This is a genomic window from Raskinella chloraquaticus (SeqCode), assembly GCF_021731865.1.
GTDB classification, from domain to species: Bacteria; Pseudomonadota; Alphaproteobacteria; order Rhizobiales; family UBA4765; genus Raskinella; species Raskinella chloraquaticus.
Genome location: NZ_JAKFWN010000031.1, coordinates 1 through 15936 on the forward strand (window position 1 = coordinate 1; position 15936 = coordinate 15936).

Genomic DNA, 15936 nt, shown 5'->3' on the forward strand with positions numbered 1-15936 from the left:
GTGACGGTGGAGAAGGTCAACGACGCCATCATCAAGGCCGCCAGACGCGGCCCGCTGAAAGGCATCCTCGCGGTTACCAGCGAACCGAACGTCTCGTCGGATTTCAACCATGTACCGACATCCTCGACCTTTGCCCTCGACCAGACGAAGGTAATGGACGAAAAATTTGTCCGCGTTCTGTCTTGGTACGACAATGAGTGGGGTTTCTCTAACCGCATGATCGATACGGCTGTCGCCATGGGGCGGTTGATCTGAGGACGGCTGATGGCGGCGATCCCCACCCTTGAAACGCTCGCGCTGTCAGGCAAGCGCGTTCTCATCCGTGCCGATCTCAACGTGCCGCTCAACGATGGTGTTGTCGGTGATCGCACCCGCATCGAGCGCTTCGCCCCGACCGTCAGGGCGGTGCTGGAGCGCGGCAGGATTGCCATTATCCTTGCCCATTTCGACCGGCCGAAGGGCAAGGTCGTGCCAGCCATGTCGCTGCGCCAGGTGGTGGCGGCGCTTGCCGAAACGCTCGATCGGCCGGTGATCTTTGTTGCCACAGACTGGCACGATGACAACGCCGAGAAGGCGGTGGCCGCCGCCCGCCCGGGGGATGTGCTGCTGTTGGAAAACACCCGCTTTCATGACGGCGAGGAAAAGAACGACCAGGCCTTTGCCGCGAAGCTTGCCGGGCTTGGCGATGTTTTTGTCGCCGATGCCTTCTCCTGTGCCCATCGCGCGCACGCTTCGACCGAGGCCATCGCCCGCCTGCTTCCCTCCTGTGCCGGCCTGTCCATGGCCGCCGAGCTGGAGGCTCTGGCAACAGCGCTGGAAAATCCCGCCCGCCCGGTCATGGCGATTGTCGGTGGCGCCAAGATTTCAACGAAGCTTGATCTTCTCGCCAATCTGGTGAAACGCGTCGACGTGCTGGTGATCGGCGGCGCCATGGCCAATACGTTTCTTGCCGCGCAAGGTTTCGAGGTCGGGAAATCGCTCGTTGAAATGAACATGTACGACACAGCGCGCGCAACCTTGCAGATCGCCAGCGCCGCCGGTTGCGATGTCATTCTTCCCGGCGATGCTGTCGTTGCTGAGACCTTCGCCGCCCATGCTTCTCATAAGGTCCAAGGCGTTGAGGCGATCGACCCGGCCGGCATGATCCTTGATATCGGCCCAGCGAGTGTCGACGCGCTGAAAGCACGCCTTGATACCATCCGCACGGTTTTGTGGAACGGCCCTTTCGGCGCCTTCGAACTCCCCCCCTTCGATACCGGCACCAACGCTGTTGCACGCAGCGTCGCCATGCTGACCAAGGCAGGCAAGCTGGTGTCAGTTGCCGGCGGCGGCGATACAGTCGCAGCCCTTGCGCATGCCGGCGTCGACCAGGATTTCACCTATGTGTCGACCGCCGGCGGCGCCTTCCTCGAATGGCTCGAAGGCAAGTCGTTGCCGGGAGTGGAAGTCCTGAAACGCTGAGGCAAGATTGAACACTCAAAGGAATAGTTGACATGCCCCGCATCACCCTCCGCCAGCTTCTCGACCACGCCGCCGAGCATGAGTACGGCGTGCCGGCCTTCAACATCAACAATATGGAGCAGGCGCTCGCCATCATGGCGGCCTGCGATGCGGTTGACGCGCCCGTCATCATCCAGGCCTCCCGCGGCGCTCGCTCCTATGCCAACGACATCATGCTGAAGCACATGATGGATGCGCTGACCGAAATCTATCCGCATATTCCTGTGTGCGTTCACCTTGACCACGGTAATGAGCCGGCAACCTGTATGACGGCGATCCAGGCAGGCTTTACATCAGTGATGATGGACGGTTCGCTGAAGGCCGACGGCAAAACGCCGGGCGACTGGGATTACAATGTCGGTGTCACGCGCGCCGTCGTCGATATGGCTCATCTTGGCGGGATTTCAGTCGAGGGTGAGCTGGGTGTGCTGGGCTCGCTTGAAACCGGCATGGGCGACAAGGAGGACGGTCATGGCGCCGAGGGACAGCTCTCGCATGACCAGCTCCTGACCAATCCCGACGAAGCGGTGAAATTCGTGCGCGAGACCAGGGTCGATGCTCTGGCGATTGCCATGGGCACCTCGCATGGCGCCTATAAATTCTCGCGCAAACCCGATGGCAAGGTTCTGGCGATGAACGTCATCGAGGACATTCACCGCAAACTGCCCAACACCCATCTTGTCATGCATGGTTCCTCATCGGTGCCGCAGGAATTGCAGGATGTGATCAACAAGTTCGGCGGCAGGATGAAGCCAACCTGGGGCGTACCGGTGGCGGAGATCCAGCGCGGCATCAAGCATGGCGTGCGCAAGATCAACATCGACACCGACAACCGGATGGCCATGACCGGCCAGATCCGCCGTGTTCTTGCCGAGGAACCGGGCGAGTTCGACCCCCGCAAATATTTGAAACCCGCCATGGAAGCGATGACAAAACTCTGCCGCCAGCGGCTGGAGGAGTTCAACACCGCCGGCAAGGCATCAAAAATCTCGAAGGTGATCCCGGTCGCCGAAATGGCGAAGCTTTACGCCAGAGGTGCCCTTGATCCCAAAATCGCCTGAACGCCCCTCGCCAGCGGTTTCACCGCCGCGCGGCCTTAAGCAGCGCGGATATCGGCGACGAAATTGACGACCGCACCGTCGAATGTCTTTGAACGCTCGCTGAGGGTTTCGGCGGAGCCTGAGACCTGACGCGCCGCCGCATCCGTGCGCTCGATTGCCTTGGAAAGTATGGCCAGCGCTTCGCGCACCGTCTCCGCATTGCGTGCTGAGGCGGACGCTCCATTGCCGATATCATTCGTCGCGGCCACCTGCTGCTCCATCGCTGCTGATATGAAATCAGTCACTTGCGACAGTTTCGAGATTGTCTCACTGACGTTTTTGATTTCGTTGACCGATTTCTGCGTCGCTTCGCGCACCAGCCCGACCTGCTGGGAAATCTGCTCGGTCGCGCCCGAGGTCTGCATGGCGAGCGACTTCACCTCGGTTGCAACGACGCCGAAGCCTTTGCCAGCTTCACCCGCGCGCGCTGATTCAATGGCGGCATTGAGTGCAAGCAAATTGGTCTGCGCGGCAATTTCAGAAATCAGGTGAACCACCGAGCCGATGGTTTCTACGCTGCTCGTCAGGGTCGTGATGACCTGGTTGGTCCGCTCAAGATTGGCAACCGCTGCCTGCACCATCTGCGAACCGGTCGTTACCTGAGTGCCGATTTCACGGATCGAAGCGCCAAGCTCCTCACAGGCCGAGGCCGTCGCCGACACGCTTTCGAGTGTGCTCTCGACGGCGCCACTGGCGCTTTGCGACTGGCTTGAAGCGCTTTGCGCCAGGGTACCCAGCTGTTCAGACAGCGACAGCAGCGTCTGCGCCTCGCCCGTCGTTGCCGCCCGGATATCGCCAAACTTGGTCTCGAACGTGCCAACTGATTCATCAATACGTCTGCCGCGCGCCAGCGCCGCGCTGACCTGCGCATCGCCATGCTGGGTGACGACGATGGCAAGTTCGAATGTAGTGACGCGCTGCAACGCGTCGGCATAGGCAAGTGCTTTCCTCGCCGACCAGCGGAAGCGGCCAGCCATGCGTGCAAACGCCTGACGCATCAGAAAGCAGGCGAGGATCATGCGGGTCCGCTGATCGATCTTCAACTCGATTTCGCGGGCATTGCGGTCCCGCATGGACTGCATCCACTCTGCCGTATATTCAGCCGACAGCAATTCACGCATCGCCGCTACCTGCAGCACCTTCATCTTCTCGCGATGATCGAGGATCGACTGGCGCACATGCGGCATCGTCAGCAACTGCGTCAGCAACCGATCGGATATATCTCCGAGATCATCATCGATCAGCCGGCCGATTTCTTTCACTTTCTGGCGGCAATCATCGTCGATTCCGTAAATCGCGAGCCGTGATTGAATCTCTGGAGGTATGGTCATCTCATTGCTTTCAATTTCGGATCGAGGATGTCGCCCGTGCGGTACATAACCCATCGGCACGTCTCCACATTCCGCGATATTGGTTAGCAAAGTGTGAAATAGTCGAAATGTCTCATGCTTGGAACCATCGACCTTGGTCGACTTGTCGTCCGCCTGCGCTCGTTCCATGAAGAATTAAGAAAAATGAGGAAACCGCCGATGGCCTCCATCTATTCCGCTGTCTACGCCGCCTGGAAGCAGGCTCCGCAAACGTTCTGGGCCGGCGCCGCTGCCGACATCGACTGGTTCACGCCATGGGAAAGCGTCTTTGACAGCGCTCACGGCGCTTATGGACGCTGGTTTGCAGGCGCCACGACAAACACCTGCTGGAACGCCGTTGACCGCCATGTTCTGCGCGGGCGCGCCGAACAGACGGCCATCATCTACGATTCGCCTGTCACAGGCACGCTTGAGCACTGGAGCTATGCCCGCCTGCAAAGCGAGATCGAGGCCTTCGCCGCGTGTCTCCTTGATCGTGGCATCAGCAAGGGCGACCGCGTCATCCTTTATATGCCCATGGTGCCGCAGGCTATCGTTGCCATGCTGGCCTGTGCGCGCCTTGGAGCCATTCACTCGGTGGTCTTCGGCGGCTTTGCCGCCAAGGAGCTGGCGACCCGCATCAATGATTCTACACCCAAACTCATCGTTTCCGCCTCGTGCGGCATCGAGGGCAGCAAGGTGGTCGCCTGCAAGCCCCTGCTTGATGGCGCTCTCGCCCTTGCACATCACAAGGTCGCCCATTGCATCGTTTTGCAGCGCCCGCAGGCAAGCGCCACATTGCTCGCCGACCGCGACGATGATTATGAGCAGATCATGTCAAAGGCGCGCTTGAAAAAGCGCAGCGTTCCCTGCGTAGCCGTCGCCGCCACTGACCCCTCGTATATCCTTTATACATCCGGCACCACCGGTCAGCCCAAGGGCGTGGTGCGCGACACCGGCGGCCATATGGTGGCACTCAAATGGTCGATGAAAGCCCTTTACGGCATCGAACCGGGCGAAGTGTTCTGGGCTGCCTCCGATGTCGGCTGGGTGGTGGGCCACTCCTACATTGTCTACGCCCCGCTCCTCCATGGTTGCACGACAGTTCTCTTCGAGGGAAAGCCCGTCGGCACCCCTGATCCCGGCACGTTCTGGCGCGTCATCGACGACCATCAGGTGGCAGCGCTCTTCACCGCGCCGACCGCCTTCCGCGCCATCAAGAAGGAAGATCCGTCCGGCTCGTTTCGTGACAAATACAGGCTGTCGGCCCTCCGCGCACTGTTTCTTGCCGGTGAGCGCGCCGACCCCGACACGATCCGCTGGGCGGAGGACTTGCTGAAAGTTCCCGTCATCGACCATTGGTGGCAGACGGAAACCGGCTGGGCCATCGTCGGCAACCCGATGGGGCTTGGCCTGCTGCCGGTGAAGCACGGCTCGCCAACCGTACCGATGCCGGGCTACGCGCTGGAAATAGTCGATGATGGCGGCGCCCCCGTCGCGGCTGGCCAGCTTGGCAATGTGGTGGTGAAGCTGCCTCTGCCTCCCGGCTCATTTCCAACGCTGTGGCAGGCGGAGGAGCGCTTCAAAAGCGCCTATCTCACGGATTTCCCCGGCTATTACAAAACCGCCGATGCCGGCTATGTCGATGAGGACGGCTATCTCTACATCATGGCGCGCACCGACGACATCATCAACGTCGCCGGCCACCGCCTGTCGACGGGCGGTATGGAGGAGGTTCTCTCCTCGCATCCCGATGTGGCGGAATGCGCCGTCATCGGCATGGCCGACCAGTTGAAGGGACAGGTGCCCTGCGGCTTTATCGTCCTGAAATCAGGCGTCAGCAAATCATCCCGCGAAATCGAGGACGAAGTGGTGGCGCTCGTGCGCGAGCGTATCGGGCCGGTGGCAGCCTTCAAGCGCGTCGTCACAGTTGCCCGCCTGCCAAAGACGCGCTCCGGCAAGATCCTGCGCAGCACCATGACCAAGATCGCCGACAATGTGCCCTTCGAGCCGCCCGCAACCATCGATGATCCAGCGATCATCGACGAGATCAGCGCCGCGCTCAACGCCTCGACCCGATGATTGCAGCCTCACTGCCACGCAACCAGAGCAGATGGCGATAACGTGTAAACACAATCTGCTCTTATCTTGTTGTTTTAGCATGCTGTTATCGAACAACCGGTTTCCGCTTTTTCGCCGCACGCTCTAGGCTGATGGATACAGGACATGCGCAACGCCGCTGAGGGACAAGATGAAACTTGAAGGAAAATCGTTCATCGTCACCGGCGCCGCGCGCGGCATCGGTGCTGCCATTGTCGAGCGCCTGCTGCACGAAGGCGCGCGGGTGGTGCTGTCGGACGTCGATGTCGCCGCCGGTGAAGCCACAACCAGCGCCTTGTCGAAACAGGGTGAAGTGCGGTTTTTCCGTTGCGATGTCGGTGAGGCGAAAGACGCCGCCGCATTGATTGCCCATGCGGTGACGGCATTCGGCGAGGTCAACGGCCTCGTCAACAATGCAGGCATTGTTCACGCCGCCGATGTTCTTGAACTGGCTGAAGCTGATTTCGACCGCGTCCTGCGCGTCAACCTCAAAGGCGCCTTTCTGGTGTCCCAGCAGGCCGCCCGCCACATGGTGGCGCAGGGCAAGGGCGGGGCGATCGTCAACATGTCGTCGGTCAATGCCCGCCTGGCTATTCCCAACCAGCTGCCTTACGCGGTGTCGAAAGGCGGCTTGTCACAACTGACCAATGTGATGGCGGTAGCGCTTGCCCCCCACGGCATTCGCGTCAATGCGATCGGCCCGGGCTCCATCATGACGGATATGCTGAAGACGATCGCCGTTGATACGCCAGCGCGCCACAAGCTGCTCTCGCGCACGCCGCTTGGCCGGATCGGCGAACCAGGCGAAATCGCCTCTGTTGCCGCATTCCTCCTGTCGGAAGATGCAAGCTATATTACCGGCCAGACGATCTATGCCGATGGCGGGCGCATGGGGCTCAACTATACCGTCCCCGTTGCCACCGACGCCTGAGAGGTTACTCGCCGGTCGTTCCGTCCTCATGCGGCTTCTTGGCGAATTTGGCGAAGACCTGCGAAAGATCGACCTTCTTTTCACCTTCTTCCACCTGATTGCCACGCACTGACTGGTCAGCGGGCAGCAGCGTGGTGTGGGGCTGCACAGGCTCGGCCGGTTGTCCGCGCGCTGCCCGGCCGACTTCGAAATCAAGATCGATCTGCGTGCACAGCCCGAGCGTGACCGGATCCTGGGGCACCAGATTGCTCATGTTCCAATGGCCCCGCTCGCGCAGCTGCTGGATGGTCGATTTGGTGGTGCCGACGAGGCGGATGATCTGCGCGTCCTTCAGCTCGGCATGATTGCGCAACAGCCACAAAATGGCGTTCGGCCGGTCCTGGCGCCGGGAAACCGGCGTATAGCGCGGGCCTTTACGCTTCTTCTCGGCAATCAGCACTTTCGATTCCGCCATCACCAGCACATGCGCCGGATTGGCCTCGCCCTTGGCGATTTCCTCGCGTGTCATCTGCCCTGAATTGACGGGATCAAGCCCACGCACGCTTTGGCCCGCCTCGCCGTCAGCGATTGCCTTGACCTCCAGCGGATGAAGCCGGCAGAAATCGGCGATCTGGTCGAAGGTGAGCGACGTGTTGTCAACGAGCCAGGCAGCGGTCGCCTTGGGCATGAGCAGAGCGGATTGCGACATGGAAACCTCCGTGCGGCGGACTGTGAAACGCGATCCGCCGACTGCTCCGGGCGCTTCGCCGGGAGCGTCATCGGACCAGCGATGACGGGAAGACAGTCCGTATAAACCGGCTGCCGGCTCCCGTCACGGAAAATCTGCAAGCGCCCGCAAATCGACGTCTCGTTCACGCGATATCAAGGATGATCTTGCCGATATGGGTGTTGGTTTCCATCAGCTCATGGGCCTTGTTGGCCTGTGCCAGCGGAAAATTCGCAAACATCACCGGCTTCACCCGCCCATCGCCCAGAAGCGGCCATACCTGGTCCTCGACCGCCCGGGTGATTTCAGCCTTTTCGGCAACGGTACGGATGCGCAGTGTCGAGCCGGTATGGGTGAGGCGCTTGAGCATCAGGCGGCGGAAATCGACTTCCACCTTCGGCCCGCGCAGGAAGGCAATCTGCACGATGCGCCCGCTGTCGGCGGCGATCTCATAGTTCTTCTGAATGTAATCGCCACCCACCATGTCAAGAATGACATCAACGCCGCGCTTGGATGTGAAGCTTCGCGCTGCGGTAACAAAATCCTCGCTGCGGTAATCAATCGCCAGATCAGCGCCCAGCCGGCGGCAGGCGGCGCATTTTTCCGCTCCCCCCGCCGTCGCAATCACTTTCGCGCCGAAAACCTTGGCAAGCTGGATGGCGGTGGTGCCGATACCCGATGTTCCCCCGTGCACGAGGAAGACTTCGCCCGCCTTCAATGCCCCGCGCTCGAAGACATTATGCCAGACGGTAAAGAAGGTTTCAGGCACGCCGGCCGCCTCGGCAAGCGTCAGACCTGCCGGCACCGGCAAGACGTTTGAGGCGTGGACGGCGGCATATTCAGCATAGCCTCCCCCCGACAGCAGCGCGCACACCGCATCGCCCACCCTGAAACGGCGCGCCTCATCGCCAAGCGCCACCACGACACCCGAAATCTCCAGCCCGGGAATATCGGAGGCGCCCGGCGGCGGCGGATAACCGCCCTGGCGCTGCAGCACATCGGGACGGTTGACGCCGGCATGAGCGATTTTGATCAGCACCTCGCCCGGCCCCGGCACCGGCACCGGGCGTTCCTCGATCACCAGAGCCTCCGGTCCGCCTGGTGTGGGAATGCCAATGGCGCGCATCTTTGTCGGTATGGCTGTCATGCTTGTCTCCCTGATCCGTTCATGCCTACCCCGAAGGAGCGTCACGTCAAACGGCTTTATGACCCGCCATCGCGCGTGACAGCAAGGCGTCCGTCATCCTAGATTTGCCCGATGAGCCAGAGGACAGCCATGATGACCGACGATGACCGCCCATTGCGCAAGATTGCTCATGAGATCGGCCAGGACCTGTCGATATTGTCGATTGAAGAACTGGCCGCGCGGGTCGACCTGCTTCACGCCGAGATCGCCCGCCTTGAGGCAGCGCGCGCCTCCAAGCAGGCACAGCGCCAGGCAGCCGACGCCTTTTTTAAGCGCCCATGAACCACAACCCACCTCCACATTAACCATCAATTAAGGTTTCGCAGTTATAAAGATCATGTCTCGAGTGGTTCTTCGCCACTCCGTTTGACGCCTCCCTGTTTCCAACTTTTCAGCCGCCTCTCGTAGGCGGCTTTTTTTTGGTCGCGCCCTCGCTCATTCACCACAAATGCGCCTTTTGCTTTCGCTCCCCCGTCAACCGGGCTAGATTGCGCTACGTAAGTTTGAAACAGGAATAGTTCATGGCTGAGCTGGATATTGACGCCGTCGATTGGGAACGCGTTGAGGCTGTCGCTTTCGGCGACAAACTTCTCGGTTCCGAGGCGTTTTCTGCCTTGTTCCGCGAGGGTATGAAGCTCATCGAGGAAACCGCAAACTATCTCGACGGGCCGGGCCGCGACCATAGCCGGACGCTCGATCGTGCCGGCGCCCTCACTTATGCAACCGAAAGCATGCGCCTCACCACGCGGCTGATGCAACTTGCCTCATGGCTCCTGCTCCAGCGGGCGGTGAATGAAGGCGAATTGTCGAAGGACCAGGCCAAGATCGATTCCTCGAAAGTCAGCATCGGCAGCCTTGGCAAACCGGAAATATCCGAGGCCGCGCAATCACTGCCAGAACCACTGCATACCCTCATTACACGCAGCCTGCGCTTGCAGGAACGAGTGGCGCACCTCGATCGCCTGCTCTACGACAGCAAAGCCCTGCCGCCTGCCGACAACGCGGTTGGCAACAATCTGGCTCGCCTTGCGGCGGCTTTTGCCGGAAAAGCGGGTTAAGACAAGAGCCGGACGGGGCTGTTTGTGCCGAAATGGCGCGAGCCCTTGCTCTTACTTCTTCAGGAAGCCGAACTTCTGGTTGAACTTCGACAGACGCCCGCCGCGATCCAGCAGCTTGGTGTCGCCGCCGGTCCACGCAGGATGGGTCGAGCTATCGATATCGAGATTCATCGTGTCGCCCTCCTTGCCCCAGGTCGAGCGCGTCATATATTCGGTACCGTCCGTCATCACCACCTTGATGGTGTGATAATCAGGATGAATGTCTTTCTTCATGGTCTTGTCCTTGCGCTGCGCGGTATGGGACATGCTGGACAGCGGATACCGTCAGGCGGTACCCCGCGCCTCAACCGCGCCAGATGTGGAAGTTGGGCGAGCCTATACCCGAGCCCGGCGGATGAAACAAGTCTGAAGCTGGTTTAAGGATAAACGCCCATCGGGCAGGAGCAACAGGTGAGATCACCCGACACCCATCCAGCCGAAGCGAAGGCAACCCCGCGAAGCGCCCGTAATCTGCGCCCCCTGGCCATGCTTGTGCCCTATGCGCTGCGCTACCCCGGCAGGCTGACGGGTGCTCTATGCGGCCTGGTTCTGGCCGCCGGCGCAACCTTGGCCATTCCACTGGCCGTCCGCCGCATGATCGATAACGGCTTTGATTCAACCCGCAGCGGGCTCATCGACCAGTATTTTACGGTGCTGATCATTATCGTTGCTGTTCTCGCCGCGGCCTCCTCGCTGCGCTATTATTTTGTCATCACACTGGGCGAGCGCGTCGTTGCCGACATCCGCCGCGATCTGTTTGCCCACCTCACCCGCCTGTCGATTTCCTTCTTCGACAGCGCGCGCTCGGGCGAAATCGCCTCGCGGCTATCGGCTGACACCACGCAGATCAAGTCAACCGTTGGCGCCTCTGCCTCGATCGCGCTGCGCAATGGCATCATGTTCATCGGTGCCGCCGTGCTGATGACCGTGACCGCGCCATTTCTTGCAGCCTTCGTCCTTGCCGCCATCCCTGTCATCGTCATTCCGCTTATTGTTTTTGGCCGCAAGGTTCAGCGCAGCAGCCGGCGCGCCCAGGATCTGCTGGCGGACGCCGCCGGCTATGCCAGCGAACAGATCGCCGCCATGCGCACGCTTCAGGCCTTCACCCATGAGCAGGCCGCACGCGACAGCTTCAATACCTATTCCGAAGGGGCCTATCAGGCAGCCCGGCAATCAACCGCCGCCCGCGCGGCGCTGACGGCAATTGCCATCTTCCTCGTCTTTTCATCCGTCGTCATGGTCCTGTGGTTTGGCGCCAGCGACGTCATCGCCGGGCGGCTCAGCGCCGGCACCCTGTCGCAATTCGTCCTCTATGCCATGCTGGCCGCCGGCGCCCTTGGCGAGGTGTCCCAGGTATGGGCGGAGATTGCGCAAGGGGCGGGAGCGGCCGAGCGCATCAGCGAATTGATGCACGAGGACATCACCGTGAAGACGCCCGTGCCGGCCTTGGCGATGCCGACACCGGCGCGCGGCGAGATCGTGTTTGACGCCATCAGCTTCGCCTACCCCACGCGGCCCGATCATCCGGTCTTCGACAATCTGTCGTTTGCAGTTCGCCCCGGCGAGCGCATTGCCATTGTTGGTCCGTCGGGCGCCGGCAAATCAACTATTCTGTCGTTGCTCCTGCGTGCCTACGACCCTCAGCGCGGACGTGTGGTGATTGACGGCATCGATATCAGCAAGGCCGATCCGCAGGCGGTGCGCGGACGCATGGCCATCGTGCAGCAGGATCCGACCGTGTTTGCCGACACGGTAGCCAACAACATCCGTTACGGCAGGGACGCGGCGGGCGACGAGGACATTGCCGCCGCCGCCAAGGCTGCGCATGCGCTCGACTTCATCCGCATGTTGCCGCGCGGTCTTGAGACAGCCATCGGCGAGCGCGGAGTGACGCTCTCGGGCGGCCAGCGTCAGCGTGTGGCGATTGCCCGCGCCATCCTGCGCGATGCGCCGATCCTGCTGCTGGATGAGGCAACGTCCGCCCTCGATGCCGAAAGCGAACGCCTGGTGCAGGACGCGCTCGACCGGCTGATGATCGGGCGAACGACACTCGTCATCGCCCACCGGCTGGCGACCGTTCTCAAGGCCGACCGCATTCTCGTCATCGACAAGGGCCGGATTGTGGAGGAAGGAAAGCATGAGGAACTGGTACGCGCCGGCGGACTTTATGGCGAATTGGCGCGCTTGCAGTTTGCTGACATCCAGACCAAGAGCTGACCGCTCACCGCTCGTGAAGATGGCAGGCAACGCTATGTCGCTCGCCGCGATCAAGAAGCGGTAACCGGTCGCTGCAGGCAGCAAGGCGCTCGCGGCAGCGCGGGTGGAAAGGGCAGCCCGGCGGCGGATGGAGCGGATCAGGATAGGCAAGCCCAAGCCCGGTATCGGGAATGCCTTGCCCCGGCTGCGGCGTCAGCACGGAGGCCAGAAGGGCGCGAGTGTAAGGATGGCGCGGCCTTGCAAACAGCGCTTCCGTTTCAGCTTGCTCGACGATCCGCCCCAGATACATCACCGCGACCCGCGTGGCGAAGTGTTCGACCACCGCCAGATTATGGCTGATAAAGACCAGCGTCAGGCCGAATTCCTCACGCAAATCCATCAGCAGATTAAGGATCTGCGATTGCACCGACACATCAAGCGCCGACGTCGGTTCATCGCAAATGACCATCTGCGGCTTCATCACCAGCGCGCGGGCAATTGCAACACGCTGGCGCTGGCCGCCCGACAATTCACGCGGATAGCAATCGGCAAACCGGGCCGAAAGTCCAACCCGCTCGAGCATGTCGAGCGCCTTGTGCCGCCTTTCTTCGTGCCGAAGCGTGCCGTGCACCGCCAATGGCAAGGCAACAATGCTGGCAATTCTCTGGCGCGGATTAAGTGAGGAAAACGGATCCTGGAAGATCGGCTGCACCTGCCGCGCGATCGTGCGGCGCGCCAGGGTGGACATATCATGCCCGCCCAGTCGGATCACGCCCGCAGAAGGCGCCAGCAGCCCCAGCAAGAGGCGCGCCAGCGTCGACTTTCCACACCCCGATTCCCCGACAATACCCAGCACCTCGCCATCATGAAGTGCCATGTCGACGCCGTTGACGGCGTTGAGCTGACGTCGCGCGCGAAACAGCCCCTGCCCGACCGAAAAATGGCGCGACACACCCTCGGCGGAAAGGACAACGCTCATCGGGCGGTCTCGACGTGGCAGCGCCAGCGGTGATCATCCATCGCATTGAGCGGCACCGCATCAGCGCACTGATCTGCGGCTTGCACACAACGGGATCGGAAGGCACATCCCTCGATGTTGCCGACAAGCGAGGGGACCGTTCCGGCAATGGTGCCAAGCCGTTGTCCGCGTTCACTTCGCCCCGGCACCGGAATGCAGGCCATCAGGCCACGCGTATAGGGATGACGCGGCCGGGCAAAGAGGCGCTCGCTCGATGCCTCCTCGACGATCTCGCCACCATACATCACCGCCACCCGCGTGGCGATGCGGGCAACGACGCCCAGATCATGCGTGATCAGCAGCAGGGCGATACCGAATTCCCGCTGCAAATCTGCAAGCAGATGCAGGATCTGCGCCTGTATGGTGACATCAAGCGCTGTCGTTGGCTCATCAGCGATGAGCAGCTTCGGCTCACACATCAGCGCCATGGCGATCATCACCCGTTGGCGCAATCCCCCGGACAGCTGGTGCGGGTATTGCTCAAGCCGGCCTGACGCGGCGGGGATGCCGACCTTGTCGAGAAGAAAGATGGCCCGCTCGCGCGCCGTTTGCGCGTCGACGTGACGGTGAAACCGGTAACCTTCGATCATCTGCTCGCCAATCGTATAGACCGGGTTGAGCGCGCTCATCGGTTCCTGGAAGATCATCGCCATGCGCGTGCCGCGTAGCGAATTGATGTGCTGGCGCGACGCGCTTTTGAGGTCGTTGCCGTCGAGAATGAAACGCTCGACCCGGCGCACGGCACCTTTGGGCAGCAGATCCATGAGGGCGAGCGCCGTCATCGATTTCCCGCACCCCGATTCACCAACCAGGCACAGGGTTTCACCGGCCTCGATTGAAAACGACACGCCACGCACCGCATTGAGCCGCCCTCGCCCTGTGGTGATCGTAACGTCGAGACCGTCAACGGCAAGGAGCGGAGTAGCCATCACCCGCGTCCATCCGGCGCCAGAACATCGCGCAGCCCATCGCCGACCAGATTGATGGCAAGGATCAGCACGGCAAGCGCGCCACCGGGAAGCGCAATCAGCCAGAAGGAGAAAAACATGTAGGCCTTGGCCTCGGAGATCATCAGACCCCACGAGGGCAAAGGCGGTTGCACACCTAGCCCCAAAAACGACAGCGCTGCTTCCAGAAGGATGGCGCTTGCCATCTCAAGGGTTGCAACCACGATCAGATGGGGCGCTACATTGGGGAGGATTTCACCAAACAGGATGCGCCAGCGCGAGGCACCGATGGCTTCAGCCGCCGTCACATAATCAAGCGATCGAACCTGCTGGGTTGCGCTGCGGATGACAACGGCGAAGCGGTCCCATTTGAGAAGGCCGAGGACCAGGATCACCACGACAAGCGAACTGCCGATCAGCGCAACAACCGCCAGCGCCACGAGGATCACCGGCATCGCCAGCCGCGTCGTGACCAGAAACGACACCGCGATGTCGACCTTGCCGCCGAAATATCCCGCCGCCAGCCCCATCACTGTGCCGATAACACCCGCGAGCGCGGCGACACAAAAGCCGATCAGCAGGGAAATGCGGGCGCCGAAAAGCAGGCGCGCCAGATAATCGCGCCCCAGCGGATCAGTGCCAAGGAGGTGATCCCAATTGCCCTTGGCATACCATAGCGGCGGGATCGTGCGGCGCGTCAGATCCTGCGCATAAGGGTCGTGCGTGGCGAGAACCTGAGCAAAAACGGCAAGAGTGACAAAAACGCCGATCAACGCCAGGCCGATCATGAGCGCCGGCTCGCGGACCGCGCGGTGTGCAAACCCCGTGGCGGCGCTGTCCTCGGCTGCCGATGGGCTTGGCGCTGCGGCGATCGTCATCTCATGCCACACGGATGCGCGGATCAAGCCAGGCATTGGCAATATCTGCCATCAGCGTCAGTCCGACATAGACGAGGGAGAGCAGGAGGACGACCACCTGCATGACCGGAAAATCCTTGTTGGCGATGCTCTGATAGGCGAGGTAGCCCAGGCCATCGAGGGCGAAGATGGTTTCAATCACCACCGAGCCGCCAAGCAGGAACCCTAATTGAACCGCCGTCAGGGCGACCACCGGCACGATGGCGTTGCGCAGCGCATGCTTGAAGATGACCAGCCGCGCCGGCAGGCCCTTGGCGCGCGCGGTGCGGACATAATCCGCCGACAGGACCTCGATCATGCCGGCCCGGATGAGCCGCATGAAAGCCGGCGCGGCATAGTAACCAAGCGCAATCGTCGGCATGACGAAATGCTTCCACGTGCCTGATCCCGACACGGGCAGCCAGCGCAATGTGATCGAAAAGACCATGATCAATAACAGCGCGAAGAAAAAATTCGGCAATGCCTGCCCGATGACGGCCAGGCCAAGCGCCAGCCGGTCAATCAGGCTGTTGCGGTAAAGAGCAGCGATGATGCCAAGGGGGATGGCAATGAGAAGCGAGAAGACGAGAGAGGAGAGCCCGAGCACAAGTGTTGTCGGCAGCTTGGAAAGGACGAGGCTCGCTACATCGGTCTTGAAATAGAGCGAGGTGCCGAAATCACCGCTCATCACCCGCCACAGCCACTCGCCATACTGGACGATCACCGGCCGGTCGAGGCCGTAAATTTTGCGCACGGCCTCGATATCAGCCTGCTGCGCGCCCTCGCCGGCAAGCGCGGTTGCCACATCGCCCGACAGCCGCAATAGAAGGAAAGCGATGATCGACACCGCCAGCGCAACCGCCAGCGCAAGAGCGAGCCGCGTGACAACAAAACGGGCCATGGGCAGGGC

Annotated in this window: 15 protein-coding genes and 1 pseudogene; 8 read left to right on the forward strand and 8 right to left on the reverse strand. The window is 61.4% G+C overall.

The annotated features are described in order from the left end of the window. The 3 genes and pseudogenes from ACINK1_RS11165 to fba form a co-directional block, all read left to right on the forward strand. Positions 1–255: pseudogene (locus ACINK1_RS11165) on the forward strand (erythrose-4-phosphate dehydrogenase); the annotation flags it as partial. 9 nt (positions 256–264) lie between these two features. Continuing rightward, a complete protein-coding gene (locus ACINK1_RS11170; protein ID WP_376802581.1) occupies positions 265–1461 on the forward strand; it encodes a phosphoglycerate kinase in 1197 nt (398 codons plus the stop codon). A 32-nt stretch (positions 1462–1493) separates the two neighbouring features. Next, complete coding sequence (gene fba, locus ACINK1_RS11175) at positions 1494–2561, forward strand: class II fructose-bisphosphate aldolase (RefSeq protein ID WP_376802582.1); 1068 nt, start codon at positions 1494–1496, stop codon at positions 2559–2561. A 35-nt stretch (positions 2562–2596) separates the two neighbouring features. Here fba and ACINK1_RS11180 read toward each other — a convergent pair whose 3' ends face one another. Continuing rightward, positions 2597–3931 carry a methyl-accepting chemotaxis protein gene (locus ACINK1_RS11180; protein WP_376802583.1) on the reverse strand — a complete coding sequence of 445 codons (1335 nt, stop codon included), beginning with the start codon at positions 3929–3931 and terminating at the stop codon, positions 2597–2599. Between the two features lie 198 nt (positions 3932–4129). Between ACINK1_RS11180 and ACINK1_RS11185 the strand changes: the two genes are divergently transcribed. Together ACINK1_RS11185 and ACINK1_RS11190 are read left to right on the forward strand one after the other, a co-directional pair. Further along, positions 4130–6031, forward strand: coding sequence for a propionyl-CoA synthetase (locus tag ACINK1_RS11185; RefSeq protein ID WP_376802655.1), 1902 nt, complete (start codon positions 4130–4132; stop codon positions 6029–6031). A gap of 169 nt (positions 6032–6200) precedes the next feature. Further along, positions 6201–6980, forward strand: coding sequence for an SDR family NAD(P)-dependent oxidoreductase (locus ACINK1_RS11190; RefSeq protein ID WP_376802584.1), 780 nt, complete (start codon positions 6201–6203; stop codon positions 6978–6980). Between the two features lie 4 nt (positions 6981–6984). Here ACINK1_RS11190 and ACINK1_RS11195 read toward each other — a convergent pair whose 3' ends face one another. Together ACINK1_RS11195 and ACINK1_RS11200 are read right to left on the reverse strand one after the other, a co-directional pair. Continuing rightward, positions 6985–7668 carry a DUF1013 domain-containing protein gene (locus ACINK1_RS11195; RefSeq protein WP_376802585.1) on the reverse strand — a complete coding sequence of 228 codons (684 nt, stop codon included), beginning with the start codon at positions 7666–7668 and terminating at the stop codon, positions 6985–6987. Between the two features lie 163 nt (positions 7669–7831). Beyond that, positions 7832–8833, reverse strand: a complete 1002-nt coding sequence (locus ACINK1_RS11200; RefSeq protein ID WP_376802586.1) for an NAD(P)H-quinone oxidoreductase — start codon at positions 8831–8833, stop codon at positions 7832–7834. Between the two features lie 129 nt (positions 8834–8962). Between ACINK1_RS11200 and ACINK1_RS11205 the strand changes: the two genes are divergently transcribed. Together ACINK1_RS11205 and ACINK1_RS11210 are read left to right on the forward strand one after the other, a co-directional pair. After that, positions 8963–9154 carry a DUF1192 domain-containing protein gene (locus ACINK1_RS11205; protein WP_376802587.1) on the forward strand — a complete coding sequence of 64 codons (192 nt, stop codon included), beginning with the start codon at positions 8963–8965 and terminating at the stop codon, positions 9152–9154. A gap of 239 nt (positions 9155–9393) precedes the next feature. After that, entirely contained in the window at positions 9394–9930 is a 537-nt protein-coding gene (locus tag ACINK1_RS11210; protein ID WP_376802588.1) for a DUF1465 family protein, read from the forward strand. Between the two features lie 51 nt (positions 9931–9981). Here ACINK1_RS11210 and rpmE read toward each other — a convergent pair whose 3' ends face one another. Beyond that, on the reverse strand, positions 9982–10203 hold the full coding sequence (gene rpmE / locus ACINK1_RS11215) for a 50S ribosomal protein L31 (RefSeq protein ID WP_376802656.1): 222 nt from the start codon (positions 10201–10203) through the stop codon (positions 9982–9984). A 177-nt stretch (positions 10204–10380) separates the two neighbouring features. Here rpmE and ACINK1_RS11220 point away from each other — a divergent pair, with 177 nt between their 5' ends. Continuing rightward, the gene (locus tag ACINK1_RS11220) at positions 10381–12186 is read left to right on the forward strand and encodes an ABC transporter transmembrane domain-containing protein (protein ID WP_376802589.1); all 1806 of its coding nucleotides are present in this window, start codon (positions 10381–10383) and stop codon (positions 12184–12186) included. A 4-nt stretch (positions 12187–12190) separates the two neighbouring features. Here ACINK1_RS11220 and ACINK1_RS11225 read toward each other — a convergent pair whose 3' ends face one another. The 4 genes from ACINK1_RS11225 to ACINK1_RS11240 are packed head-to-tail and all read right to left on the reverse strand — an operon-like array spanning position 12191 to position 15927. Continuing rightward, positions 12191–13144 (reverse strand): ABC transporter ATP-binding protein, encoded by a 954-nt coding sequence (locus ACINK1_RS11225; protein ID WP_376802590.1) that lies wholly within the window; start codon positions 13142–13144, stop codon positions 12191–12193. Then, positions 13141–14112 carry an ABC transporter ATP-binding protein gene (locus ACINK1_RS11230; protein WP_376802591.1) on the reverse strand — a complete coding sequence of 324 codons (972 nt, stop codon included), beginning with the start codon at positions 14110–14112 and terminating at the stop codon, positions 13141–13143. The genes ACINK1_RS11225 and ACINK1_RS11230 overlap by 4 nt, the downstream gene beginning before the upstream one ends. Next, positions 14112–15008: an ABC transporter permease gene (locus ACINK1_RS11235; RefSeq protein WP_376802592.1), complete on the reverse strand. Its 897-nt coding sequence runs from the start codon at positions 15006–15008 to the stop codon at positions 14112–14114. The genes ACINK1_RS11230 and ACINK1_RS11235 overlap by 1 nt, the downstream gene beginning before the upstream one ends. Before the next feature lies 1 nt (position 15009). Next, positions 15010–15927 (reverse strand): ABC transporter permease, encoded by a 918-nt coding sequence (locus tag ACINK1_RS11240; protein ID WP_376802593.1) that lies wholly within the window; start codon positions 15925–15927, stop codon positions 15010–15012. Positions 15928–15936: the final 9 nt, after the last annotated feature.